Origin of the sequence: Streptococcus sp. Marseille-Q6488, assembly GCF_946902925.1 — a bacterium.
Taxonomy (GTDB): Bacteria; Bacillota; Bacilli; order Lactobacillales; family Streptococcaceae; genus Streptococcus.
Genome location: NZ_CAMPPZ010000006.1, coordinates 33,224 through 58,353, shown reverse-complemented (window position 1 = coordinate 58,353; position 25,130 = coordinate 33,224). Strand labels below are relative to the sequence as shown.

The 25,130-nt window shown below is 38.7% G+C and carries 15 protein-coding genes and 1 tRNA gene; 2 read left to right on the top strand and 14 right to left on the bottom strand.

Features of this window, described 5'->3' with window-relative positions:
- Window positions 1–355: 355 nt before the first annotated feature.
- The 5 genes from OVN23_RS02485 to OVN23_RS02465 form a co-directional block, all read right to left on the bottom strand.
- Window positions 356–7,033 carry a S8 family serine peptidase gene (locus OVN23_RS02485; protein ID WP_267240365.1) on the bottom strand — a complete coding sequence of 2,226 codons (6,678 nt, stop codon included), beginning with the start codon at window positions 7,031–7,033 and terminating at the stop codon, window positions 356–358.
- Between the two features lie 764 nt (window positions 7,034–7,797).
- Window positions 7,798–7,870 (bottom strand) — tRNA-Thr (locus tag OVN23_RS02480).
- A gap of 100 nt (window positions 7,871–7,970) precedes the next feature.
- On the bottom strand, window positions 7,971–8,756 hold the full coding sequence (locus OVN23_RS02475) for an ABC transporter permease (protein WP_267240364.1): 786 nt from the start codon (window positions 8,754–8,756) through the stop codon (window positions 7,971–7,973).
- 1 nt (window position 8,757) lies between these two features.
- Window positions 8,758–9,576: an ABC transporter permease gene (locus OVN23_RS02470; RefSeq protein WP_130883045.1), complete on the bottom strand. Its 819-nt coding sequence runs from the start codon at window positions 9,574–9,576 to the stop codon at window positions 8,758–8,760.
- 1 nt (window position 9,577) lies between these two features.
- Window positions 9,578–10,570 carry an ATP-binding cassette domain-containing protein gene (locus tag OVN23_RS02465; RefSeq protein WP_173226527.1) on the bottom strand — a complete coding sequence of 331 codons (993 nt, stop codon included), beginning with the start codon at window positions 10,568–10,570 and terminating at the stop codon, window positions 9,578–9,580.
- 326 nt (window positions 10,571–10,896) lie between these two features.
- Between OVN23_RS02465 and OVN23_RS02460 the strand changes: the two genes are divergently transcribed.
- Both OVN23_RS02460 and OVN23_RS02455 read left to right on the top strand, forming a co-directional pair.
- Window positions 10,897–11,184: a type II toxin-antitoxin system RelB/DinJ family antitoxin gene (locus tag OVN23_RS02460; protein ID WP_262081755.1), complete on the top strand. Its 288-nt coding sequence runs from the start codon at window positions 10,897–10,899 to the stop codon at window positions 11,182–11,184.
- Window positions 11,174–11,515, top strand: coding sequence for a type II toxin-antitoxin system RelE/ParE family toxin (locus OVN23_RS02455; RefSeq protein ID WP_267240363.1), 342 nt, complete (start codon window positions 11,174–11,176; stop codon window positions 11,513–11,515). Before OVN23_RS02460 ends, OVN23_RS02455 begins: the two co-directional genes overlap by 11 nt.
- 521 nt (window positions 11,516–12,036) lie before the next feature.
- Here OVN23_RS02455 and OVN23_RS02450 read toward each other — a convergent pair.
- From OVN23_RS02450 to OVN23_RS02410, 9 genes are all read right to left on the bottom strand, one after another.
- A complete protein-coding gene (locus OVN23_RS02450; protein WP_267240362.1) occupies window positions 12,037–18,738 on the bottom strand; it encodes a YSIRK-type signal peptide-containing protein in 6,702 nt (2,233 codons plus the stop codon).
- 531 nt (window positions 18,739–19,269) lie between these two features.
- On the bottom strand, window positions 19,270–19,959 hold the full coding sequence (gene rplA / locus OVN23_RS02445) for a 50S ribosomal protein L1 (protein WP_001085675.1): 690 nt from the start codon (window positions 19,957–19,959) through the stop codon (window positions 19,270–19,272).
- Between the two features lie 206 nt (window positions 19,960–20,165).
- Window positions 20,166–20,591, bottom strand: a complete 426-nt coding sequence (gene rplK, locus OVN23_RS02440) for a 50S ribosomal protein L11 (RefSeq protein WP_001085807.1) — start codon at window positions 20,589–20,591, stop codon at window positions 20,166–20,168.
- A gap of 122 nt (window positions 20,592–20,713) precedes the next feature.
- Window positions 20,714–21,430: an LD-carboxypeptidase LdcB/DacB gene (ldcB, locus tag OVN23_RS02435; protein WP_267240350.1), complete on the bottom strand. Its 717-nt coding sequence runs from the start codon at window positions 21,428–21,430 to the stop codon at window positions 20,714–20,716.
- 2 nt (window positions 21,431–21,432) lie between these two features.
- Window positions 21,433–21,903 (bottom strand): HIT family protein, encoded by a 471-nt coding sequence (locus OVN23_RS02430; RefSeq protein WP_175880171.1) that lies wholly within the window; start codon window positions 21,901–21,903, stop codon window positions 21,433–21,435.
- A 1-nt stretch (window position 21,904) separates the two neighbouring features.
- On the bottom strand, window positions 21,905–22,942 hold the full coding sequence (locus OVN23_RS02425) for a M42 family metallopeptidase (RefSeq protein ID WP_267240349.1): 1,038 nt from the start codon (window positions 22,940–22,942) through the stop codon (window positions 21,905–21,907).
- Window positions 22,943–23,144: 202 nt separating this feature from the next.
- Window positions 23,145–24,470, bottom strand: a complete 1,326-nt coding sequence (brnQ, locus tag OVN23_RS02420) for a branched-chain amino acid transport system II carrier protein (protein ID WP_267240348.1) — start codon at window positions 24,468–24,470, stop codon at window positions 23,145–23,147.
- Window positions 24,471–24,639: 169 nt separating this feature from the next.
- Entirely contained in the window at window positions 24,640–24,927 is a 288-nt protein-coding gene (locus OVN23_RS02415) for a rhodanese-like domain-containing protein (RefSeq protein ID WP_267240347.1), read from the bottom strand.
- 10 nt (window positions 24,928–24,937) lie between these two features.
- The gene (locus OVN23_RS02410; RefSeq protein WP_101784476.1) at window positions 24,938–25,129 is read right to left on the bottom strand and encodes a hypothetical protein; all 192 of its coding nucleotides are present in this window, start codon (window positions 25,127–25,129) and stop codon (window positions 24,938–24,940) included.
- Window position 25,130 lies beyond the last annotated feature (1 nt).

Here is a 25,130-nt window from a genome sequence, read left to right as displayed (position 1 = left end):
GTGGTTAAATAATGGCGATAAAATAAGGAAGCAGGTGAAAAACTTCCTTCCAAATAAAAAGGAATTAAGCAACCAAACGCTACTTAATTCCTTGAAATTATCTCATCACCTCTATTAGCCTTTAAATTTTGATAGACTCTATTTTCTAATCAATGTGACCAATATTGTCAATACTAACCCTTTCAATCAATTCATTAGTTGTCGAAACTAAGTCTATTAATAAATCCAAAAAGAGTATCAATAGTAAAGTAAACTAAATAATTGAGTTATAAATGGCTATTTTCACAAAACTGTTTCATCATCACACTATCTCAGTACATAAACCATTTTTTCATCTATAGCTTTTGTCTTCATCTTAATCTTTTTTCTTTAATCCAAGAAATGTGCCTACGGTAAACAGTATTCCAGCAACGAATAATGTAAAGACTCCGCTAACTGTTCCGGTTTTTGGTGACTTATTAAGATTGTTAGTAGTTAATTTGCTATCGATATTGGTGTCTTTATTGGCTATGTTCTCTGGTTCATTAGGATAAACTTCAGTCTTATTTTCAAAGTTTTTATCATTTCTACCAGGAACTGTAGCTTTGACATCCTTAGTTAAATCAGATCTTTGACTTTCATCTAATTGACTATAATTTACTTGTACAGGAACTGTAGCTGTGACACCCTCAGTTGAATCAGATTTGTGTGAATGATTTTCTCTTTGGAAATCCTCTTTTCTGTGACTTTCATCTAATTGATTATGATTTACTTGTACAGGAACTGTAGCTTTGACACCTTCAGTTGAATCAGATTTATGGGGATGATTTTCCCTTTGTAAATCCTCTTTTCTGTGACTTTCATCTAATTGATTATGATTTACTTGCACCTTATTTTTCTTTTTGGATACATCAAAAGTAGGTTTATTTTCTTCCTCCTTTTTCTCCTCTATTTTCTTGAATACAGGTTTTATAAAGGTATCTTTTGATAAATTAAGAACATAGCCAGCATCTTTTTTCCCTTCGAAACCAGAAATTTCCCAGCCATCAAATTGATATCCTTTTTCTAATTCACCCTCATAGACAGGTAAAATGAAATCTTCTTCCGACACTATCTTAGAACTCATTTCTTTTCCATTTTGCATGGTCACAGTTACCGTATGAGGTTTTAGTTCTCTTACCTCTCCCGTATCTTTGTTTAAAATGAATTCTTTTACAGTTGTATTTCTTGCAAAATCTTTTACAAGAATCTTAATGTTTAGTGTCTTATCTGTTAGTTGTTTAATATCATCAAATGATGTGTATTCTTTTCCATTTACATAAATATGTTTGTCTTGAATCTCACCATTGAATCCATTATCTCTTTTATCATTGATATTAAAGACTACAGATTTTCCATCAGCATATTCGATACTAGTATTTCCCTTAGGATCAATGTTTACTTCGGGTTTAACATTATCATATAAAAACTGATAGTGGACTCCAACTGCTTTCGCATTCAAATCGCTATAGCCAGTTTGAAGATAAACATTTCCATCCATATCTGTTACCTTATCTGGAAATCCGTTTGCTTTATAGTCTTTCATTCCCCAGTCCATGATGTCACCGTCTTTAACATTAAGCTTAACGTTAAAATCTCTAGTGTTATCAATGTGTAAATCTCCGTAGATTAAATAATTATCTACAACCGATTCATTAACTCTCAATTCCCAGTTAAAACCACCCTTATCAGAAATCTTACCTCTTAAATAAAATTCTGGATTTCGTACATAAATTTTATTAGATTTAGATGGATTAAAGTAGTTCTTATCCATTGAAAGGTTTACTGGTTTGGTATCAATAAATAACATGGAGCCATCTTCTTTTATAGCTTCTACATTAGAATATTCCTCCCCATGATACTCTTTATTATCTTTACCAAATAATACAAGTTTAGAGGAATCTGTCACAAGATTTCCATCTTTATCGATTGCTTCCCCTTTATCATTCATGTTAAAGGTAAACACTTGATATCTTACAATGTTAAAGCCGTCCAAAGCCGACATTAATACTGATTGAGTGCTTCTTCCATCTTTAACATTTCTACTATCAGCATAAATTGTTGTTTCTGAAAGGACTCTTAGATTAGGATTGGTCTTTTGTATTTTTGCTATATCTTCCTTGCTATAAACTCCATTCCCTGCTAACATATCCGTTTTTCCAGGATTATAGGTAGTCACTTTTAGTGCATAGCCTTTTCTTAGAATGATGTTATCCTTTAACAGATATTGTTGTTTTTCTGAATCAGAATAGATTTTACCAGATTCCATTTCAGTTAAATTGTTTGGTTTGTTCTTTGAAAGATCTCCTTCTCCTAATTCGATTACATTCCCATAACTTGATGCATAGGGATATTCTGTTTTAGTTTCCTTATTTTTTTCAGGCATTCTAATTTTAGTTTTAGCTTTTGTTTCACCCTTATCTTTTACAAGGATATTCATATCACCCGTAAAGGATAGACCATCGACTACATCATTTGTGTTTGCAAATAAGTCAAAGGTTAGAGTTTTAGTTTGTGGGTCGTATTTACTTGCCTTAATTTCTATTAATTTGAAGTCATTGCCATAGTAAGCCTTAGCATTTTTGGATACATTACTTACTTTTCCAAGAATTTCAAAATGTCCATCCTTTGATGGGCTTAATACTCCACCAAGTTTTGATTTAACATCATCAAGTTTCTCAGTTTCATATTCTAGAGCACTCTTATCTTCATAGGCAGTTATATTTCCTTCATCGTCATATTGATAATCAAGCTCTACTGTTCTTTTTCCACCAGTTACAAAGTCATATTCTTCCCTATATTTCTTTTTAATGAGTTTCTTTAGGTCTTTATTTTCAAAGTTTCTAATTGTTGAAATAGTTTTATTTATTTCAAGGCTAGCTTCTCCCTCAACTGAACTTTCTTCAGCTGGTTTTGAATCTTCATCCTTAGCTTGATTATTATTGGTATTTTCCTCTGGGCTCTTTGCATTTTTGAGTTTTTCTTCAGAAATTTCACCTAGTTTTTCATATTTAGAAGCATCTTTGTCAGGATCTACTAGGTAATAAGAAATCATTCCTTTTTCATCAGCTTGGTCATCAAATTTAATTCTATGGATTTTGGTGAAGTTGCTTGCACCATCTAGGGCGATTACTTCGATGATTTTTCCTCTTAAATCTCCTGCTCCGCTAATTTCGTAGATAGTATTTCCATCTTTATCAAGCTTCCTATTTCTTCCCTCACCCTCTCCGGCGTAAGTTACATCAAGACTTTTCTCAACATCTCCATACTTATCGACAAGAGCTGCACCTGCGTACCATACTTCGTTGGCTACTTCTTCAAATTTCTCAGGATGTTCTTTTTGGTCTCTAGCAAACAAGGTTTCGTGTTTGTACTCATCCTTTACCTTGTGGTAGGTATCTTTTGCGATCAATTTAATTTTATCTGGATTAGAAAAATCAATTGAAATAATTTTTGGAGCTGTATTATCAATTTTTACTGGTATATAAGAAACTTGCCATGGATAATCCTTGGTTAATCTATATTTGAATTTGTAGAAGTATTGACCCTCAGCTATTGATTCAAATTGTCCTCTTATCCTAGTAGCTGGATCTTGGTTATCCTTACTTTCTGGTTCATTTTCTTCTCTACCTCTAGGGTTATAGATGAGTCCATCCCACTTCAAATCACCCCAAACTTTTAGTTTAGATGATTTGATTCCCTTTGCATCATTGCTTTTAGAATTTAAAATTCCTCTAATAAAGTGTTCTCTCGAAATGACTTTTAAGTCTCTTTGATTTTCTCCCTCTTTATTTGTATTTACTATTGAAATCAATCCTTCTTCTGCACTTCTTAATACAAGTGGAGAAGGGGTTAATCCTCTTTCTAGTGAAACACTTTGTGGTTCTCCCTTTGAGTCAAGTGGATATACCCTAGCAACATTAGATCCACTAGTGGATTCTGCATGAATACCTTGGTTGTTAAAGGCAAATAAGTCTGGGTCTTGGTCTAGTGATGTAATATTTTTATCTTTTCTGTTTTGAATAATAGCTGCTGGATTAAATTTATCTATACCATGTTCTCCACCAATACCCTTGTTCAAGGTTCCAGGAATTTTCGGTTTACCATCATCATCATAACCTTCCATTGTTTTTGATTTTGAACCCTCTTCCCAGGCCCATTTATCAAGGATTGGTTCGTGGTTCCAATTCCCAGCAAATCCCATTAGAGGCATCGACAAAGAAGGTTGGAAGTTTATTTTCTTCCCGTTAGAGTTTAGAGCTTCCATTTCTTCCACTGACTCAAAATGAATAAATGATTCTACAAATTTATTTTTGTCTTTAGCCTCTCCAACATTTATAACCGCATTCAAATCAAAGCTAGAATTTGCGCCTATAGTGAAAGTATCATGCTCAAATGTGATATTTGCTCCTTTGATTTTTTCTGGATGGATTTCTGGAACAATTTGCTTCCCATCTGGAGATTTTTCATCTTTATATGTTTCATCCAGTTTTAATCTGTCAGTTAGAGAATCTGTAGTTATCGCTGATGCTGAAACTTTAAAGGTTAAAGGTCTGTCTGATGTATTGTGAAGCTTAACTGTAAAATATTTTTCTTCTCCTTTTATTTCTTTAAGAGAAATAGAACCATAAGAGTTTACCAAACCTTTAGAATCCTTGTTTTTGAAAGTCGCTACAACTTCATTTCTCAAAGCATTGGCAACATTAATTAGCCCTGCTCCCTGTTGTCTAGGTGATGCAAAGTATTGGCTTTTTTCTTTCCAAGACGTTGCGTCCATCATAGGTCGCGCAGTATTTTGTAAAGCAATTTTTGTAAGACTTGTAAGGTCTATTTTGTCATCTCCCTCAAGATTTTTCAATACAGGTCTTTCAAGCATTTCCTTTAACTTCGGTCTAATCAAAACAGTAGAAGCTGCTACGATTGGAGTTGCCATACTAGTTCCTGACATATAGCCATAAGTTGATTTCCCATTAATGACATTGAGAGTAGATTTAATGTTTTTACCAGGTGCCGAAACATCGGGTTTTAAAAGTAAATCTATTCTTGGCCCCCAAGATGTGGATCCTGCTGGAACGATGATATCTTCTTTATAGAGTTCTTTGTCTGTGTCAGGTGCAAACTTAAAGTCAATCTCTTTTTCGTCACCTACATTCGGTTTGTTGGAATTAAAACTTTCCATATCAATTGGATAGTATTGCTCCAATTTATCTTTAAAATCTTCTTTATTATTTCTTTTGACTTCAGTTTTTTTATCAGGATTAATCATGTTCCATAGCTTTACACCATCATCTCCTGAAATTGAAAACACTTGACTTTTAGTACCTTCATCCGCTTCATATCCCATAGCTGGAAGCTCTGTCCAATTATCTCTATTGTAGTAATTTACAGTATTTACAACCATAATGGCGCGTGCACCCTTATCCGTAGCTTTTTTAAAAGCATTTTTTAAATCCTTTGTATAAATTCTATCCATTACTGCAATTTTGCCCTTAAGATCCAAACCTATCAACTCTTGGTCTTGGCCTTTGCCTATATATACAAATTTCAATTTATCAGGAGCTTTTGAACCATCTTCATTTGTTGTGATTTTATTCTTATCGAAAAAGGCTCCTATATTTCTGTATTTAAAACTTTTTCCTCCAATCTTAACTTTATCAAATTCAACTGTTTGATTTTTAGCAGATGCAACCGCTATCGCATCTTCATGTGCTGCTGTTCGCGTTACATTTCCAGTGTCGGTCATTTTCAGATGATTATTTGCCACTAAATCCCAAGAAGAACTTGAAGCAGAAGTCGCATAGTTACCCGTAGCGACAACCATTGGAATGCCTGCTTTTCTTAATGCTCTAATAGCTTGCCAATATTTCTCACCTACAAGACCTGTTCCTGTAAAACCAGATGATACAGAAACAACATCAACGTTGTGTTTGATGGAATCTTCAATAGCATGAAACATTGTTTCATCCCCTGCGAACCCAGATCCTGCGTCAGAGTACATTTTATAAGAGAAGATCTGTGCATTAGGAGCAATTCCATCTATTCCATTAAAGTTCTTGATGTCTTTTTCAGTATCATTTCCCGCAAGAATCCCTGCAATATGCATTCCATGTGGATCAAAATAATCACTTCCATCATCAGCTTTTTCTACAGTTATTTTACCACCATTATAATAATTGAAAGCATGAGGAATCTTATCACTCAACCAGAAATTTTTATCAGTACCTTTTAAGTCTTCTTTTTTAAATCTCATTGAGTCTTTGGCATCATCATCAATCCTCATGGCCTTATGCCTATAATCTGTCCCGGTATCGATATTTGAAATGACCATACCTCTACCATCAAAGTTTTTCCCAAATTGAGCATTAATGGCCTTTAGGTAATCGATAGCCTCCTCAACTCCAATTTCCTTTCGGGCATGATTCATCATGGGTTGGAGTTTTTGTGACCGTTCAACCGATGAAATACCTTCTATTAGTTTAATTTTATCCAGATTATCTGGAGTTGTTTCTATTGAAACACCATTAAAAATCGTATTATAGGTATATAAAACGTTTGTATCCTTAAGATTGGATAATTCCTTGATTGCTTTTTCTCCAGATTCTTTATCTTTAAATTCAGCAATATAGACAAGTTTATCCTCTTTTTTGGGACTTTCTGGGTCTTTACTTGCAGACGAGTCCGCTTTATCTTCTTTGGATTGATTGGAATCTTCTTTGATTTTTTCTTCTTCATTGCTAGTTTTGTTATCTATCACAGATTCTTTACTAACAACTTCTTTTTCCTCAATAACCGTTGTTTTCTTCTCTTCAGTATCCTTGGAAGTTTCTATATCATTATGAATATTTTCATGTTTTTCTTTATTTTCTGCTTCCTTATCTACTACTACTTTTTCTGTATCAGAGATAGTTAAAGCATCTTCAGAGCTAGATGTGTCTGCTAAGACTACCTCATTAGGGGCATAGGCTGCTAAAATAACTGCAGCTGTGGTTAATGACAATACTGTACTTTTTTTCATTTTAATTCCTTACATATTTATTTAACTTCCAATAGATAGAAAACTTTAACTTTGCTAGCCTTTGTTATAAAAAGTTTTACTAAGTATTATCTAGGAAATAGAGTAGTACATTTATATATAATTGTTAGCTCTCCATAAAAATAGTATATCATTTTAAAAATTTAAGTCAAGAAAAATTAAGGCTGGTTAATTTTATTTTTAACGCATGTTAATAAATGATGCAAAAGTTTCGTACTTAACGGGGATACATTATAAGCACATTCATACCATCAAAAATAGTAGCAATCAAATTGAACCACTACCAAAATCACAAAGTCAAACATCATTGATGAAATATCAGCGCTATTAAACAATATAAATAACCGCTAAGAATAAGGCTTAACGGTTATTTATACATATCTATTTTTTCAAATCTTCAGTCATATGTTCACCTGTGACCTAGGCTTTACGAGTGCCTTGCTCTAGCAACTAATACTCAATGAAAATCAAAAAGCAAACTAGGAAACTAGCCGTAGGCTGCTCAAAACACTGTTTTGAGGTTGCAGATAAGACTGACGAAGTCAGTCACATATAAACGGCAAGGTGAAGCTGACTTTGTTTGAAGAGATTTTCGAAGAGTATGAATACTCACGTCCCTTACAACAATCATTATAGCAGAGGAGTTTCTCAAGAACAAGTTCTTTTGCCTATCTGGTCTCTATATCAGTCTAAGTGGTCTGATTTTCTTTAAAAAGAAAAAGAAGCCTGATGAGACTTCTTCACTTTGCCGATTGCAGGGATCGAACCTGTGACCTAGGCTTTACGAGTGCCTTGCTCTACCAACTGAGCTAAATCGGCTATTACACTTACAGTATAGCACTCTGAGAATAGATGTCAAGGAATTTTCATCTCTATTAGAAAAAGCCTGTCTTGAGACAAGGCTTTGAGTTTCTTCATCTTAGGACCCAGCACTTTCGTAAGAATCCAAGCCCCTGTCCCATAGTTTCAAGGAAATAGCAAAGAAAGCGAGGGAAATCAACATCAAACCTCCGATGTTAAAGATTACACCCTTGTCCTGCAAGAAATAGCTGGCAGGATAGTAGGCCGTAAAGGCAAAAGGTACAATAAAACTGATTAACCACCGAAGAAGAGAATTGTAAATCGAAATCGGGTACTTGGCAAAATCATTGAACATATAGAAGATGTAAATCATGGCGCCTGACTGTTTGGTCCAAAAAGCGATACTAGCTGTCGCGATTTTAAGAGAAGTATAAATCAAGGTCGCAAAAGGAATACAAACTAGGAAAAGCAGGAATTTTGGAAGAGTCCAAGCAATGCTGGTCACTGTTGTTCCCAATAAAATACCACCGACCAAGAGCTCGCCCAAGGCATCAATCTGAAAGGTCTCAACTAGGATGTGAAAGAGAGGATTGATAGGACGAGTCAAATACTTGTCAAACTCCCCTTTTCTCACCAAACGCTGTCCCAGAGCCCAGAGATTATCAAAAAAGAGATGGTCCAGCCCCTTGGGAATCAAGGAAAATCCATAGATAAAAGCAATCTCTTGAAAAGTCCAACCTTCTAGGGATGGTATGTGTTGAAAGATGACATTGAGAAACAAGAGATTTAAACCTTGAGTTAAAAAAACTCCCAGAACACCAACTACAAAATCCACCTTGTATTCCATAATTTGTTTGATGTACTGTCTGATAAAAATCAGATGCATGCGTTGATATTTTTTCATACTAACCTCCTTGAATGGTGATAAAGGACTGGACCCGTTTCCAAATCAACTGAGACAAGCCCACCATCACTAAGAGCCAGAAAAACTGCAAAGCGAGCGCCTGAAGAATCTGATTGGCATCGTATTTCCCAACGATAATCATGACCGGAGTGTAAATCAAGGATGAAAAAGGCAGGAAAGACAGAATATCTGAAACAAGCTTTGGAAAGAAAGCCAAGGGAATCAAACTTCCAGACATAAAAGCCACTATGGAAGTCTTAAGTAAATTGGAACCCCATAGATTTTTAAACACAAAGGCAGAAAATCCAAAGCAGATATTAAAGAAAAAGTTAATCAGATAAGCTAGCGTTAGACTAAAGAGATAAAGGACAGTTAAACCCAACACTTCAACAACGCCTTGCCCAGATAAGATTTTCATCAAAACAATGACACTTAAAAATGGAAGGCCAACAGAGATAAAAATCAACCACTTGGAACCAAGCTCAGTGAAAAGATAAGAGGCCGCAAAATGCACTGGTCTCAACAATCGCATGATGATGGAACCATCCTTGACCTCCTCCCCAATCATAAAGGAGCTATCAGACCTGGTCAACAGATTGGTCACAAAACTCATGATGATGTAGAGGGTGATATCTGCCATACTAAAGCCCTGAATCAAAGACTCCTGTGAGGAATCAAAGACAGCCTTCCAGAGATAAAAGGCCACAAAAGCCCCCATGACATCCCCAATCCGATACAGAATAAAGTTGACTCGATAGGTGATCAATTCCTGAACACCTGCATTGATAAAGGGTTTATAACGTCTCCACAATTTGACCATCTTAGAGCTCCTTTCGATAGAAGCGACGGATAATATCCTCAATATCCGTATCCACCATCTTCAAATCACGGACTTCAAAATCAGACAGGGTTTGCTTAATAATGTCAGCTGACTGGTAGCGGGAACTGTCAAATTCAATATTGAGGCTATTTCCTTGTCTATCAATTGTCATATCCGAAAAGCCTTCATAGTGAGAAAGGAGATGACTTTGACCTGGTAGCAGTTCAAAGGAGAGTGTCTTCATCTTACCAAAGGTCTCCTTAAGTTGGCTCACCGTTCCATCAAAAATCTCCTGCCCCTTATCTATCATAAAAATCCGATCACAGAGTTGCTCAATATCACTCAGATCGTGAGTGGTCAAAAGAATAGTTGTCTCTTCCTCTTGATTGATTTGTGTAATAGCCCGACGAATGTTATCCTTGACCGACACATCCAAACCAATGGTCGGCTCATCTAAAAAGAGAACCTTGGGATTGTGAAGCAAGGAAGCTGCAATGTCCGCCCGCATGCGCTGTCCCAGTGAAAGAGTCCGCACAGGATCCTTGATAAAGTCCTTCAAATCCAAGACTTCATTCAAAAAGTCCATACGCTTATGGAAGAGCGAATCTGGCACATCGTAAATCTCCTTCAAGACCGTATAGGTCTCTTGCAGAGCCAAATCCCACCATAGCTGGGTACGTTGTCCAAAGACCACCCCAATATCCTTGACATAATCTTGGCGATTATCCTGCGGAATCTTGCCGTTAATCCGACAAAAACCAGATGTCGGTTTTAAAATCCCTGTCAGCATTTTAATGGTTGTCGACTTCCCAGCACCATTGGCCCCGATAAAGCCTAAAATTTGTCCTTTTGGGACCTCAAAAGTCAAATCCTTGACCGCTTCAAAGGTCTGCTTTTCAGGATGAATGAAGGAGCGTAATGCCCCCTTCAAGCCCGGTTCCTTAACAGTCTTTACAAAATTTTTCTGAAGATGTTCCACTTCTATCATTGCCATATCTATCTCCCTATCGCAAGGAATAGCAACATTGTATTTTCCAATACAAGTATTCTAAATCCTTACTTTCTACACCTTCTACATTTTATTATTACAGAAAGCTTTATACCAACCTATTATAGTCCAATAAAAACTAGAATGCAAGCGTTTGCCTAAAATTTATGAAATTGAAAATTTTTCTCTTAAAATAATACTTTTAATCAAAAATTCTGTTTAATAATTTGAATTACCAACCTACCACCCTCCACTACTAAAACAGCCCTTGACTTTCTCGATCTTTTTTTGTAATGTATATGTAATACAATATCATTACAAGGAGAAATGCCATGTCAAGACTTACACGAGACCGAGTTTATAACTTCCGCGTCAATACTCAACTATTTGAAGAAGCAAAAACCATCCTAGAAAGCCAAAACATCAGCCTTTCAGATGCCCTCAACCTCTTTGTAGAACAAATCGTCCTTGAAAAAGGGCTACCAATTAAAACAGCCGACCAACTCAAAGCAGAAATCTTCCTAGGAGAACTCAAAGCAGAACTAGATAAAGGCTACCAAGACATCATCGAGGGACGTCTCTACGACGCAGACGAGGTCTTTTCAAAGTATGGACTATAAAGTACGCTTTACAGAACAAGCCAGACAAGACTTGGACGCTATTTTCATCTACTACTCCACAGACTTCAGTGAAAACATAGCCAAGAAAGTCTTCACTCGTCTCCAACAAATTACCAACCTACTCACCTTCTCACCAGAGGGCGGTATTAACTTTGACCATAAAATCGGATACTCCCTCTATCCAGAAAATATGCTCAGAATGATTGTCTCTAAACAATACCTACTCTTTTACCTCATTCATGAAAAAGAAGTCCATATCCTGAGAATTATCAACTCACGCACCGACTACCTAAACCAACTCGACCACCTCTTTCAATATATCCAAGACTGAGAAGTAATCTCTCAGTCTTTTTATCTACTGTAAATCAATTGCATATGAAAAAGCATAAACAAGGATTTTTTAAAACTCCCAATCCTCTAACATATCGAGGAGCTCCCCAACGTTCTACTCATGCACAAGCTCACGTTTGTAGAGAACAGTAATCAAAGCATGGAAACCATTCTCTTTTTAGACTCAAAATGACGAAATTGTGGACCTCTACAGATCCAATAACTTTTAACATTATAGTTGATTGAATCTGGAATAGTCCGCCGAGTTTTCTAAAACATTGTTAGAAATTGGTTTAAATCCCCCAATCAATTTGTCCATTTTTTATCTCATTTCACTATACAATAAGTGAGACTGAAAAAAGTCTTTAAAATTAAAAACGCATAATATCAGGTCTTGAAAAACTTGATACTATGCGTTTTATTGTGGGAATATTTACTTCATTTTATCCTGAAATGAAGTTTTTGCCCATCCTCATTAAGGACAATCTGTTCATTGCAAACAAATTATACCCATTAGAAAGATTAGTCTTCTTTTTTCTTGCGAGCAAGAAATCCAAATCCACTCAAAGCTCCAAGGAGTCCAAGTGCAGCTAGACTAGCATTAGCTTCTGTACCTGTGTTAGGTAATTCTTTTTGACCATCAACATATTTAGGTGTTGCTGGCATTTGAGGTTTAGCTGGCTCTACCGGTTGTGCTGGTTGAGTCGGTTCAACCGGTGTTGGAGTTGGCATCTCAACTTTGCGGAAGATATGTCTGATATTTCCATTTGAATCTGTCACAGTCTTCACATATTCGTAACCTGGAATTGTTCCCGGTTCTTTAGAACCTGGCTCAGTTGGTTTCAATGGATTTCCACCCTCATCAGTCCAAGTAGTTGTATTTTGCTTACCTGGATTTGGTTGAGGAACAGGTGAAGGTGTTGGAGCTGGTGGTGTTACTTTTTCATAAACATGAACAGTATCTCCATTTGACAGTTTCTTAGTCTCAACGAAGCGGTAGCCTGGGATGTCTTTCTTATCTACTGTTCCTGCTTCACTTGGATAGTTAGGAATTTCGTTTCCTTCTTTATCTTTGAAGAAGGTACTTACTTTTTCGTAGATATGTTCAGTATCACCATTTGGTAATTTCTTAGTCTCTACGAATCTGTATTCTGGAATATCTTTCTTATCGACTGTACCTGGCTCACTTGGATAGTTTGGAATCTCTTTGCCTTCTTTATCTTTGAAGAAGGTACTTACTTTTTCATAAACATGAACAGTATCTCCATTTGACAGTTTCTTCGTTTCTACGAATCTGTATTCTGGGATGTCTTTCTTATCGACTGTACCTGGCTCACTTGGATAGTTTGGAATCTCTTTGCCTTCTTTATCTTTGAAGAAGGTACTTACTTTTTCGTAGATGTGTTCGATATCTCCGTTTGGAAGTTTCTTAGTCTCTACGAATTTATAACCTGGAATCGTTTTAGCCGGAGTTTCTCCTTCTTCTGTTGATTTCACAGGGTTGTTGTCTTTATCAACAGTAATAAGATTGCCTTCCTTATCCTTGAATGTTGTTGTTACTTTTTCATAGATATGAGTAGTATTACCCTTGTTATCAACTTTAGTTTCAACAAATCTATAACCTGGGAAGTCCTTCTTATCAACTTTGCCATCTTCTGTAGTACTTCCTGAAACAACATTCCCATCTGTATCTTTAAACTCCGTTACAGGACGCACAGTTGGAGTATAAGTTTCAGAAACTACCTTACCATTGACGTCTTTCACTTGAACTGTTACTCCAGAAGTTTTCCCTACAAAATCTTTTTCTGGTGTAAATTCAACGACTCCATCCTTGAGTACATATGTTCCTTCTCCTGGAACTACAACTTCTTTCACTTCTTTACCAGTTTTATCAACTAATGTTAGAGTAGACTTATCAAGTTCAACTTTTTCATGACCTTTATTAAAGTTTACTGTTGTATTATCTTGATCTGGCGTATCAAATACTACAGGAGATGTTTGAATAGTTCCACGAGCTCCTTCAGTAACCGATGAAGCACCTGTTGGAGTTACAGCTGTTACCGTTGGAGTGTAAGTCGTTGTTGTAATTGTTCCGTTGGCATCCTTCACTTGAACTGTTACTGGAGTTGCCTTTCCTACGAAACTTGAAAGAGGTTGGAAGGTGATGGTGTTGGTGTCTTTGTTTAGACTGTAGGTACCTTGATTTGCCACTGTGACAGTTGTAGTTTCTGCTCCATCGGCATCAAGAAGCGTTACCGTTCCCTTATCTAGCTCGACAGACTTCTCAACAGTTTCAACCATAGCACTACCTTTAGTAAAGTTCACAGTGCTAGCGTCTGTATCTGCAGTGTCATACTTAATAACTGAAGTCTGGGCTTGTCCTTGCGGTCCAGTTGTCTCTGAAGCTTCAGAGCTTGGTGTTACTGGAATAACTGTTGGGGTGTAGGTAGCTTCTTTCGTAATGCTTGCAGTTTCATTCTTGGCATTTTTAACAGTCGCAGTTGCTTCAACTTTGATGGCATCTGGTGTCCCCTTATACGCACCATCTGGTTGGAAGGTTACTTTACCTGTCGTTGAATCAATTGTATACTTACCAACTGATTGAACAACTACAGATGTTTCATCTGTCGCTTGGCCTGTAGTTGGATCCACAAGCTTATAGCCTGTGATAGTCGTTGTTGCTTCTGCTCCATTTGACAAGGCAAAGGTTGGAGTTCCTTCTTGTTCTGCCCCTTGAATATCTTTCGATGTCACATCAGTCGACGTTAGAGAAACTGGAGTAACTGTCGGAGTGTAGGTAGCGGTTGAGGTTTCACCATTTGAGTCCGTTGCTTGAACAGTAACACCTGTCCCCTTCTTTTTGTATGATGGATCTGGTACGAAGGTCACAAGACCTGTTGTTGGTTCAATTGTGTATGTTCCTTCATTTGCAATTGTAACACTAGTAGTTGGTTGCATCGTTGATGGATCAAGCAACTGACGTGTTGCAATCGTTACTGATGGATCTGATGTTTCAAATTCTGGAGTTCCACTTTGAGTAGCCCCTTGAATACCAGTCGATGTAGCATCTTCAGATGTCATGGTCACAGCTGTTACCGTTGGAGTGTAAGTCGTTGTTGTCGCTGTTCCGTTGTCATCCTTCACTTGAACTGTTACTGGAGTTGCCTTTCCTACGAAACTTGAAAGAGGTTGGAAGGTGATGGTGTTGGTGTCTTTGTTTAGACTATAGGTACCTTGATTGGCCACTGTGACAGTTGTAGTTTCTGCTCCATTGGCATCAAGAAGCGTTACCGTTCCTTTATCTAGATCGACAGACTTCTCAACAGTTTCAACCAGAGCACTACCTTTAGTAAAGTTCACAGTGCTAGCGTCTGTATCTGCAGTGTCATACTTAATAACTGAAGTCTGGGCTTGTCCTTGCGGCCCAGTTGTCTTAGAAGCTTCAGAGCTTGGAGTTACTGGAATAACTGTTGGGGTGTAGGTAGCTGTCGCAGTTGCAGTGAGTGGGTTGCCAGTAGTATCATTAGCAAATGTTACTGTCAAACGTACTGTAACTGCTGGTGCTTCCCCTGTAAAGTCTTTTTCAGGAGTGAAAGTGACCAATCCTGTATCTTTATCAATCTTGTAAGTACCTATTGTCTTACCATCTTTTGTAGCCGTTACAGAGCCATCTATCGCTCCTTCAAGGCTATAGAGTTTTGTTCCCTGATCAATCTCTGTCTCTTTCTCAGTCTCAGTTTCGGTATCTGTTTTAAACTCAAATGTTGGGTTACCTGATTGTGGACGTCCTTGAATAGCCAATGATTTCGTAGGTTGACCCTCTATATCCAGAGGAGTAACAGTAATAGTGTAGACTGTTCTTGCCGTGGATGTGTTTGCACCATGATCTGTCCCTGCTGTTGTCTCACCAACGTTTGTCTCATCAACTAGGTTAGTATTACTATCCATAACATCTACTGTAACCGTATAAACACCAACTTCTGTCAATTTTAAGCTTGTTGCATCTGGGTAATTATGAGCATCACCAGTCTTTGTGTAAGATGCAACCACCCCACCATTTGGATCAGTTACTGTAATAGTTGTTATCTTGGTATTGTGACTAGTCTTGAAAGTTTTCTCAGCATCACTTGTAGATGGAAGTGAGTCATCTTCTGCATCAGCTACTGTCACATGAGCATTAGTTGTTACCGTACTTACTCCGTCCAAACTGCGATCTACTAAGTCTACAGTTGTATTCATCTTAGTTGTATAAGAAGTCGAAGTAACAGTTGGTTTTCTATTGATAATCGTAGCTTCGTCCGTTGATTCTGCTGTAGTAGCCTTAACCACACCAGAAAATCCTGATGAAGTAGATACTTCCCAATGATCAGCATCTGTCTTTCTAGCTGTCACTACTGACTGATCCGATGACGACCATGTGTTCGTAGCTTTATCGTAAGAAACTGTTACATAGGTTCCATTCCCAACTCTTGTAGCTAAGGTATTTTCTCTCGCATAAACTGTTTCTTTACGAGTCACATCATTAACTGCTGTAACCTTTCCTGTAGCATCATAACTACGGTTATAGGCATAAATATAGAACTTGATAGAGCCATCCGCTTGCACAGAGGTGTAAACTTCTCTATTCGTTACATCATAAGTACCATCTCTGTGATCGGTTCTAACAGTCGCATATTCAGCTGGTAGTTCCCAACGTCCACTTGTTTTATTCAAGGTTGCAACATGTGACGAGTTATCATTATCTTGGAGTGTGACAGATGAACGCATCAAGGATGCTGTAACAGCTTCTGTTTTAGCATAAACAGATATCTTATTTACACCAGCTGTTGCTGTCATTTCACTTGTAACTTTTAATTTAAATTGTTCACCAACTGTTCCGACTAATTCACCAGCTGTCACTGCTGTATTTGTAGTTCCCTCCGCGGCAACATACCACTTGCCTTCTCTATTTTCAAGTGCTGTGACACTTCCATCAGGCATGGTTACCTTGGCATAGGTAGCTCCTTTAGAGATAGTCACTGGGACTTCTGTTCCATATGCAGCAATGTTGAGGACATCAATTTTCGGTGCTACCTTAACTGTGATACCTGCATGGGTTTCTTGCCCCTGGGTTGTCCAACCATTTGCACCTGTTGGCTGGTTCCAGTCCTTAGCATAGGCTGTAACATAATAAATACCAGCTTCCGTTGGAGTCCCACTAATCAAGGCCTTCCCTGTATAACCCGTAGTCACGCCATCAGGACTAGTTAGGGTTTTACTACCATCTAAGGCATAGGTCAATCCCGGAATCTCTGTATCCACGGCACGAGCTGTTCCAGTAGCTGTCACAATATTACCCGAGATTCCTGTAGTACTTGGCCCGTATTGATTACGGACTGTAACATTCGTCCCATCTGCTAGCGTATAGGTAACATTAGCACCGCCAGACATGGCACGAGAACCTGAAGTATCTGAGTAGTGGATATCAATACTATTTGTAGAGTCACCTTGTTCATTGGTAAAGCTACTTTCACCAACCTTTCCTTCAAAGACCTCTCCATTGGTTCCAATGTTTGGTGGAGTTGTGTCTTGCCAACCAATCCAACCCCCACGAAGATTTCGGTACACTGCACGCACAGTAGCATTGGTCTGTTTATTGGTATAGGTCACATACATCCGCGTATCATATACCCCATTTGCCAGACCATCTGTCACAATCTTCCCCTGAATAGTATCTGTAGCTGCATTATAGGTTAAACCTGTTGGTAAGTTTGTCGGCTCTACCTTTGAGACCACCCAGCCGGCTGTGGCTGCTTTCTCTGTCACACTAAATCGTCCCTTAATCTTTTCGATATAGACACGGTCAGTACCTTGCTCATAAACATAATGATAGATATGGGTTGCAAGGTATTCATATCCTCCTCCTGCACCAAAAACTACATTACTACCTGTTGAAATTGTTGACCCATCTGCACGGAGTTTTCCTTTCCAGAGGGGAGCTTCTGCAGCCAAGGCTTCTGCTTGTTCCTTGGTTAGAGGAAAATCCACTCGACCTTTATTATTATTTCCTTGACCTGAGTTGCCAGGATTCGTGTCGGTACCTGTCCGTTGGTGAGAGTACACGACTGCTTCCAGAGTCGTAATATCTCCACTGATTCTATCCGTTGAGACATCTCCTCTTGTAGCGGCAGTTGCACCAAAGGTATAGATATCCTTACCTGTTGCAGAGGCTTCTGTTATATCTGTTGAAACTATCTTATAAGTACCACCTCCCTGCGGAATGGATATATAATCTTTGGCATTTGGTTGTACAATTACACCACCGGCAGGAGGCGTATCAGCCAAGGAAACAGAAAATTCTTCTTTGCCTGCTTTACGGAGAGTAACATAGACAGCTTCAATAGATGACTTCAATTCTGCCATCGATTGGTTAAGGGCTTGGGCACTCGCATCACCATTTGCTAAAGCAGCCTTTGCTTCTGTAATTTTAGCAGCATTGCTGGCTATGGCAGCTCTAATAGCACTCTTGACATCTTCAGAAAGGCTTGAATCATTTGCTTCTTTTTCCAAAAAACTATTTGCTAAACGATTGGTTACATCCGCCTCTGACACTCGCTTTTCTAACTCTACTTTTTCAGATGATTGATTTGTTTCTGCTGTATCGACTTGATTAGCTTGTGCTTGACTAGACGCCTCTGCGATTACAGTAATAGCATTTGTTAGGGCTTGGACTTGCTGAGCGACCTCTTCTTGACTTGGTTTAGCTTCTAAAACTGCTTGCGCACTTGTCAATGTTTGATTAGCAAAGTCAAGAGCTAGACTGTCTGTCCCCTTAGTAGCCGACTGGATTGCAGTACGTAAGGTCAAAATTTTCGATTGTAGTTCCGTCTTATCTGCAACTGTTTCTGTAGAGGAGCTAGTTGCCGCTGCTTCGGTATTCTCATCGCTAGCTTGGGATGAGGAAGTATCTTCACCGCCGTCCCTAGTTAGGACTGGCTCTGCGTCATAAGTAGTGGGTTTAGATGAGTTAGCACCTTGATTAGCACCTTCATCGCCTATGGTCGGTGTTGGAGTCGTTGTTGAAGATGGTTCATTAACTCCTTCTACTTCTGTTGCTGATACCGCACCAGCTCCAAGAAACATCAAACCAGCCGCAATCGCCACTGATGCTGCCCCAAAACTATACTTACGAATACCATACCGAAGGTATCTTTCAGTTCTAAAATCTTGTTGACCTCTCTTCATGAGATTCAACCTCCTTGATTTATTTTATTCGTGTTGATTTAAAGCATTAGGGCAAATAAAAAGCCCCCCCCTTAAATTTTTTAGTAATATTAAGAGAAGAACATCTTAAAAAAGATTGCTAAATAATTGTACATGCTTCAGTTCATTATAGCATTTATATTTGTAGCATTCAAGTATTCTAACTGGTAATTATTGAGTTTGAATGAGTGTTTTTTAATTTTATTAGAGATCTTTCTATTTTTCATTAACGATGATCAATGCTTTAATATAAAACCAATTTACATACGCTTAAAGAGTATTGTATTGAAACACGTGACCCTAAGAATAACAGCAGTAACTTAAATTTATACTCTTCGAAAATCTCTTCAAACCACGTCAGCTTCACCTTGCCGTACTCAAGTACAGCCTGCGGCTAGCTTCCTAGTTTGCTCTTTGATTTTCATTGAGTATTACCTTACAAGAAGATATTTTGAAATCAAAAAAAGTTGAGACATAGCGTCTTCAACTTTTTTACATTACTTTAACTACTGATTAAAGTGAGTTTACGTCAACTTTGATACCAACACCTTGAGTAGTTGTGATAGTCAAGTTTGTTACGTAAGTTCCTTTAGCTGTAGCTGGTTTTGCTTTTTGGATTGTTTCGTTGAAAGCTTTGAAGTTTTCAACCAATTTTTCAGCTTCAAATGATACTTTACCGATGATTGCTTGAACGTTACCTGCACGGTCAGCACGGTAAGTGATTTTACCACCTTTAGACTCTTCAACTGCTTTAGCAACATCCATTGTTACAGTACCAGTTTTAGGGTTTGGCATCAAGTTACGTGGTCCAAGGACACGTCCAAGACGTCCAACAAGAGCCATCATGTCAGGTGTAGCGATAACTACGTCGAAGTCCAACCAACCGTCGTTGATTTTAGCAACAAGGTCATCTTCACCAACAAAGTCTGCACCAGCAGCTTTTGCTTCTTCAGCTTTTGCACCACGTGCGAAAACAAGAACGCGTGAAGTTTTACCAGTACCGTTTGGCAATACCATTGCTCCACGGATTTGTTGGTCAGCTTTTTTAACGTCGATGTTCAAGTTGTAAGCAACTTCTACAGTTGCGTCAAATTTTGCAAAGTTAGTTTCTTTTGCAAGTGCTACAGCTTCTTCTACGCTGTATGCTTTTGTGCTGTCGATTTTCTCAAGAGCAGCACGAAGTTGTTTGCTTTTTTTAGCCATTTTCTATTCTCCTTGTAAGTGGTTCAATCGATTTTCATCTCCCACGTCACTTCTCGAAATGATGAAGTCTTGCGGGTTATCAGTCTATGAGATTCTTTTCCTACTTCGTTAAGCTCCCTTGCTGTACCCAAGTACAAGCATCAGTCACTTGCCTAGTATGAAAAGCAACTAATAGACTGCTGTGAGATTTTCTACTGTGTTATTGATTAGTCAACAACAGTGAATCCCATAGAACGAGCAGTACCTTCGATCATACGCATTGCAGACTCTACGTTTGCTGCGTTCAAATCTGGCATCTTAGTTTCTGCAATTTCTTGTACTTGCGCACGAGTAACTGTAGCAACTTTAGTTTTGTTAGGTGTACCTGATCCTTTTTCAACACCTGCAGCTTTTTTCAAAAGAACAGCAGCTGGTGGTGTTTTAGTGATGAAAGTAAATGATTTATCTTCGTAAACTGAGATAACAACTGGAATGATCATACCAGCTTGGTCAGCTGTACGAGCGTTGAACTCTTTTGTGAATCCCATGATGTTGATACCAGCTTGACCAAGAGCAGGTCCAACCGGTGGAGCTGGTGTAGCTTTACCAGCAGGGATTTGCAATTTTACAAGTTTTTCGACTTTTTTAGCCATTTTTAAATCCTCCTTTGTGGTTTTGGCGGTAATTAGAGATTTTTACCTCCCACAAGTATGTTTTTCACATACCCATCTATTATACACTATTTATCTGGAATTGCAAGAGAAAAGTTTATTTTTTAATCGACGTAATCTCCGCCTTCAAAGCCATAGTATTCTTCCAAACTGAGACCACTCTCAGCAATTTCTTTTGCTTCTTTTCCGACATAACGCAGGTGCCATTCCTCAGCCATATAGCCTGTTTCCTTTTCCTTGCCTTTGAGATAACGGACAACAAAGCCATAATCAGCAGCATGGTCCAAGAGCCATTGGGCTGCTTTTTCTTCTGTCACCAAATCACCATCAGTCCCAATCACATCAAAGGCCAAGCCTGTTTGGTGTTCGCTATAACCAGGTCGAGCAGAATAACGGTCGGCAGCTTCTTTCCCATCTTGATTGACATAATCTTGATAGAGCTTGGTCTGAGTTTCATAACTTCTAAAGCCACTGTAATGGTCGCTAATGGGGAAACCTGCCTCTTGCATCGCTTTGATGAGTTTAACCAACTCAGCCTTGGCTGTTGGATTTTCCCCTGGATTATAGTCTTTAGACAATGGATAGTGTTTGTTGGCTACGATGATTTCATCGTATTTCCCTTGAATGCTGTAATAGTCTCCTTTGTTAACCACTTCTGCTTTTTTCTGGGCAGCTCCTTGAGACTTACTTCCAACTGTTCCATCAACTTTAGCAGTTTGTTCTGTTTTAGCTGCTCCATCTTCATTTTTTGCTTTTTCTTGTGAACAAGCTGCTAGACTCAAGGCTAGCAAGGCTGTCAAGATAAGGTATCTTTTTTTCATTTCTACTCCTTTATTTCTAATAGGTTATCTACTTCTGACGATAAACATTCGACTAATCTTTTAATCTCATCCGTTTTTACTTGGTATGTTTCTGCTGTCATTTCTTCAAAGGGAACCCACCAGACTGGACCACGACCTTTAAGACCGTGGCCATTCATATCACCTGTCCGTCGTGGAAACAGATGCCAATGAAGATGGGCATCGCCATTTCCTAGCAGTTCGATATTCATTTTCTCAGCAGCAAATGCCTTGGCAACTGCCTCTTGGACTAGACTCATTTCTTCGAGAAAACGGAGTCTTGTTTCCTTTTTCAAATGGTGCAATTCGGTGACATGTTCCTTGGCTAGAAAGAGACTATAGCCTGCAAAATACTGGTGGTCTCCAACCACAAGATAGCCTGTTTCCAACTCTTTGACAAAATAGGGATTTTCTCCCTTCTTGATGAGCTCAATTCTCTGGCAAATCAAACACATATTAGTCTACCAATGCGCTCTTAAGATAAGCATCGACCATTCGTTCTGTTGCGACCACCGAGTCAATATGAGTACGCTCATAAGAATGACTAGACTCGATACCAGCACCGAGAAGGGCGTGTTTGACTTCTGCCCCTGCAGACATAGCCGCTGAAGCGTCTGAACCATAAAATGGATAGATATCGAGCTTAAATGGAATACCTTGCTCTTTAGCCAAAGCAACCAAATGTTGACGGAAGTCATAGTGATAAGGACCTGAAGCATCCTTGACACAGATAGACACTGTATATTCGTCTGTCTGCTGGTCATCTCCCATGGCTCCCATGTCCACAGCCAGATATTCGACTACTTGAGCAGGAATATTAGAGTTAGCACCGTGGCCTACTTCTTCAAAAACTGAAAAAGCAAAATGGGTTGTTACGGGCAATTCAATCTTCTCTTCCTTATAAATACGAAGCAGGTTAAGCAAAATCGCTGCGCTGACCTTATCGTCCAAATGACGAGACTTGATAAAACCTGTCTCTGTCACGACAGTTCGTGGGTCAAAACTGATAAAATCACCGACCTCAATCCCCAAGGCACGAGTTTCTTTTTCATTTGTTACTTTGGCGTCCAAACGCACTTCCATATTGTCCTGCATGCGTTCTGCAGTTCCTGCATCCTTATAGACATGGCAAGAAGTTTGGTGGATGAGGATGGTTCCTGATAGCTTTTGACCTGTGCTAGCTACATGAACGGTACAGTTTTCTCCTTCAATCATGTTCCAAGGGAAACCACCGATACGGTCCATTTTGAGACGGCCGTCTGGTTTGACAGCACGGACAATGGCACCCAGCGTATCCACATGAGCAGTCACATAGCGATGCTCTTCATCATTTTGACCTTTAATAGTTACATTGACACCCCCCTTGGCTGTGCGAACCGGCTGGTAACCAAAACCTTCTAGAGTCTTGACTAAATAGTCCGCAATCTCCCGAGTGAAGCCAGTTGGCGATGCGATGGCTGTCAGTTCTTTGATATATTCTACTGTTTGATTCATTTCTTCACCTCTTTTGCTACCTATTATAACACATTTATCATCGGATAAAAAAAGAAAATCACTCCTGTAGACTTGGCTACAAAAGTGATTTTATAGTCAATGAAAATCAAAGAGCAAACTAGGAAACTAGTCGCAGGCTGTACTTGAGTACGACAAGGCGACGTTGAAGCAGTTTGAAGAGATTTTCGAAGAGTATTAGTGATTATTCCATTTCAAAAACATCACTTTCTTGCTTATTTGGTAGAACCAATGAGAGCAAGATTCCGACAACGGCTGGTACCAACCATGGGAGAGATGCCTTGGCAAAAGGAAGAGCATTGACAAGACTTGCAAGAAACTCAACTTTAAATGAGCTTCCTAGTACGCTTGCAATAGCAATAGCTGTAACAACAGCAATTGTCAACTGCATACCTGGTTTTGAAAGAGCTACAAATTTGTTGACAATGACAATCATAACGATGGCAATCGTGATTGGGTACAAGATAACCAGTACTGGAATGGAGTACTTGATAATCGCATCAAGACCCAAATTAGCAATGGCAAATCCAATCAAGGTAAAGGCTGTCGCATAAACCTTATAGCTGATTTGTGGGAAGCGTTCATTAAAGAACTCAGCTGTTGACACAATCAAACCAACTGTTGTTGTGAAGCAGGTTACAGTAACCATAGCTGCAAGGAAGAGTTGAGCTGTTGAACCAAAGATTTCTTGAGTAGCTTGTGACAAGATGTAAACACCTGGTGTTCCACCCTTCATCGCTTCAGCTGGTACTGGAAAATGATTTCCAAGGAAACCTAAACCGATGTAAAGAGCGCTGAAAGCAAGGGCAACAACGATACCAACCACCCAAATAGTCGAAATGTATTCTTTCTTACTTGAGAAGCCAAGTTGTTTCAAGGTTTGAACTGCGATTACGCTAAAGGCAACTGAAGCAAGGGCATCCAAGGTATTGTAACCTTCTAGGAAACCTGTACCAAAGGCAGAATCTTGATAAGCAGCTGAAGCAGCTTGAGGACTTGTTCCACCGTATTTGAAAGCTCCCAGAACAACCAAGATAACAATCAAAATCGCAAAGACTGGTGTTAAAATACGGCCGATACGGTCTAAGATTTTTGATGGATTAAGCGAAATCAAATAGGCTGCCGCAAAATACAGAACCGTAAATACAATCAAGCCAAGTCCTTTATTTGCATCCGACAAAAGGGGGCTAATCCCTACTTCGTAAGCTGTTGTAGCTGTACGTGGGATGGCAAAGAATGGACCGATTGACAAGTAAAGAACTGAGAGGTAAAGAGTCGCAAACCAAGGCGCTATCTTTGTTGAAATCTCGTAAATATATCCTTTAGGATTTAGCGTTCCAATAATAAGAGTCAAGACGGCGATACCGACACCTGAAAAGACAAAACCTGCGATGGCAGGAAGAAAATGTTCTCCAGATAGAGCACCTAGAGAAGGCGGAAAAATCAAGTTCCCCGCACCAAAAAATATTCCAAACAGGAGTAAACCTGTTAGGGCACCTTTTTTAGCCATGAAAATCTCCTTCATATTTATAAAATACTGACCTAGTATATCATGAATAAGAGTATGAAAAAAGTATCACGAAGTAAATATTGAATGTTTTCAAGATTCTCAAAAATGAGAATTGTCTAAAAATAAAATCCCCTACCCAGTCCACACCAAGTAAGAGAAATTCTAATGTTTACAGTTCTTCAAAGGCTAACATGCCACCTTGTACATTGATAACCTCATAACCTTGTTCTGATAGGAATTGGCAAGCACGCGCCGATCTCATTCCAGATTTACAAATAACATAATGTAACTGGTCCTTGTCCAACTGAGCATAAGTATCAGCCAATTGACTAAGCGGTAAGTTGTAGGCGCCTTCTAAATGAAGAGCTTCAAACTCATCCACTTCTCTCACGTCCACTAGAGAAAGTTGATTGTTTTGATAAAGCTGGTAAAATGCGTCAAAGGTTATTTCTTTCATTCTTTTTCTCCTAATACTCTTCGAAAATCTCTTCAAACCACGTCAGCGTCGCCTTACCGTAGGTATGGTTACTGACTTCGTCAGTTCTATCCACAACCTCAAAACAGTGTTTTGAGCTGACTTCGTCAGTTTTATCTGCAACCTCAAAGCTGTACTTTGAGCAGCCTGCGGCTAGCTTCCTAGTTTGCTCTTTGATTTTCATT

Excerpts from the sequence above, each read along its gene's own strand:
- OVN23_RS02485 (WP_267240365.1), bottom strand. The coding sequence starts at position 7,033 with ATGAAAAAAAGTACAGTATTGTCATTAACCACAGCTGCAGTTATTTTA.
- OVN23_RS02475 (WP_267240364.1), bottom strand. The coding sequence starts at position 8,756 with ATGAAAAAATATCAACGCATGCATCTGATTTTTATCAGACAGTACATC.
- OVN23_RS02470 (WP_130883045.1), bottom strand. The coding sequence starts at position 9,576 with ATGGTCAAATTGTGGAGACGTTATAAACCCTTTATCAATGCAGGTGTT.
- OVN23_RS02465 (WP_173226527.1), bottom strand. The coding sequence starts at position 10,570 with ATGGCAATGATAGAAGTGGAACATCTTCAGAAAAATTTTGTAAAGACT.
- OVN23_RS02460 (WP_262081755.1), top strand. The coding sequence starts at position 10,897 with ATGTCAAGACTTACACGAGACCGAGTTTATAACTTCCGCGTCAATACT.
- OVN23_RS02455 (WP_267240363.1), top strand. The coding sequence starts at position 11,174 with ATGGACTATAAAGTACGCTTTACAGAACAAGCCAGACAAGACTTGGAC.
- OVN23_RS02450 (WP_267240362.1), bottom strand. The coding sequence starts at position 18,738 with ATGAAGAGAGGTCAACAAGATTTTAGAACTGAAAGATACCTTCGGTAT.
- rplA (WP_001085675.1), bottom strand. The coding sequence starts at position 19,959 with ATGGCTAAAAAAAGCAAACAACTTCGTGCTGCTCTTGAGAAAATCGAC.
- rplK (WP_001085807.1), bottom strand. The coding sequence starts at position 20,591 with ATGGCTAAAAAAGTCGAAAAACTTGTAAAATTGCAAATCCCTGCTGGT.
- ldcB (WP_267240350.1), bottom strand. The coding sequence starts at position 21,430 with ATGAAAAAAAGATACCTTATCTTGACAGCCTTGCTAGCCTTGAGTCTA.
- OVN23_RS02430 (WP_175880171.1), bottom strand. The coding sequence starts at position 21,903 with ATGTGTTTGATTTGCCAGAGAATTGAGCTCATCAAGAAGGGAGAAAAT.
- OVN23_RS02425 (WP_267240349.1), bottom strand. The coding sequence starts at position 22,942 with ATGAATCAAACAGTAGAATATATCAAAGAACTGACAGCCATCGCATCG.
- brnQ (WP_267240348.1), bottom strand. The coding sequence starts at position 24,470 with ATGGCTAAAAAAGGTGCCCTAACAGGTTTACTCCTGTTTGGAATATTT.
- OVN23_RS02415 (WP_267240347.1), bottom strand. The coding sequence starts at position 24,927 with ATGAAAGAAATAACCTTTGACGCATTTTACCAGCTTTATCAAAACAAT.
- OVN23_RS02410 (WP_101784476.1), bottom strand. The coding sequence starts at position 25,129 with ATGAAAATCAAAGAGCAAACTAGGAAGCTAGCCGCAGGCTGCTCAAAG.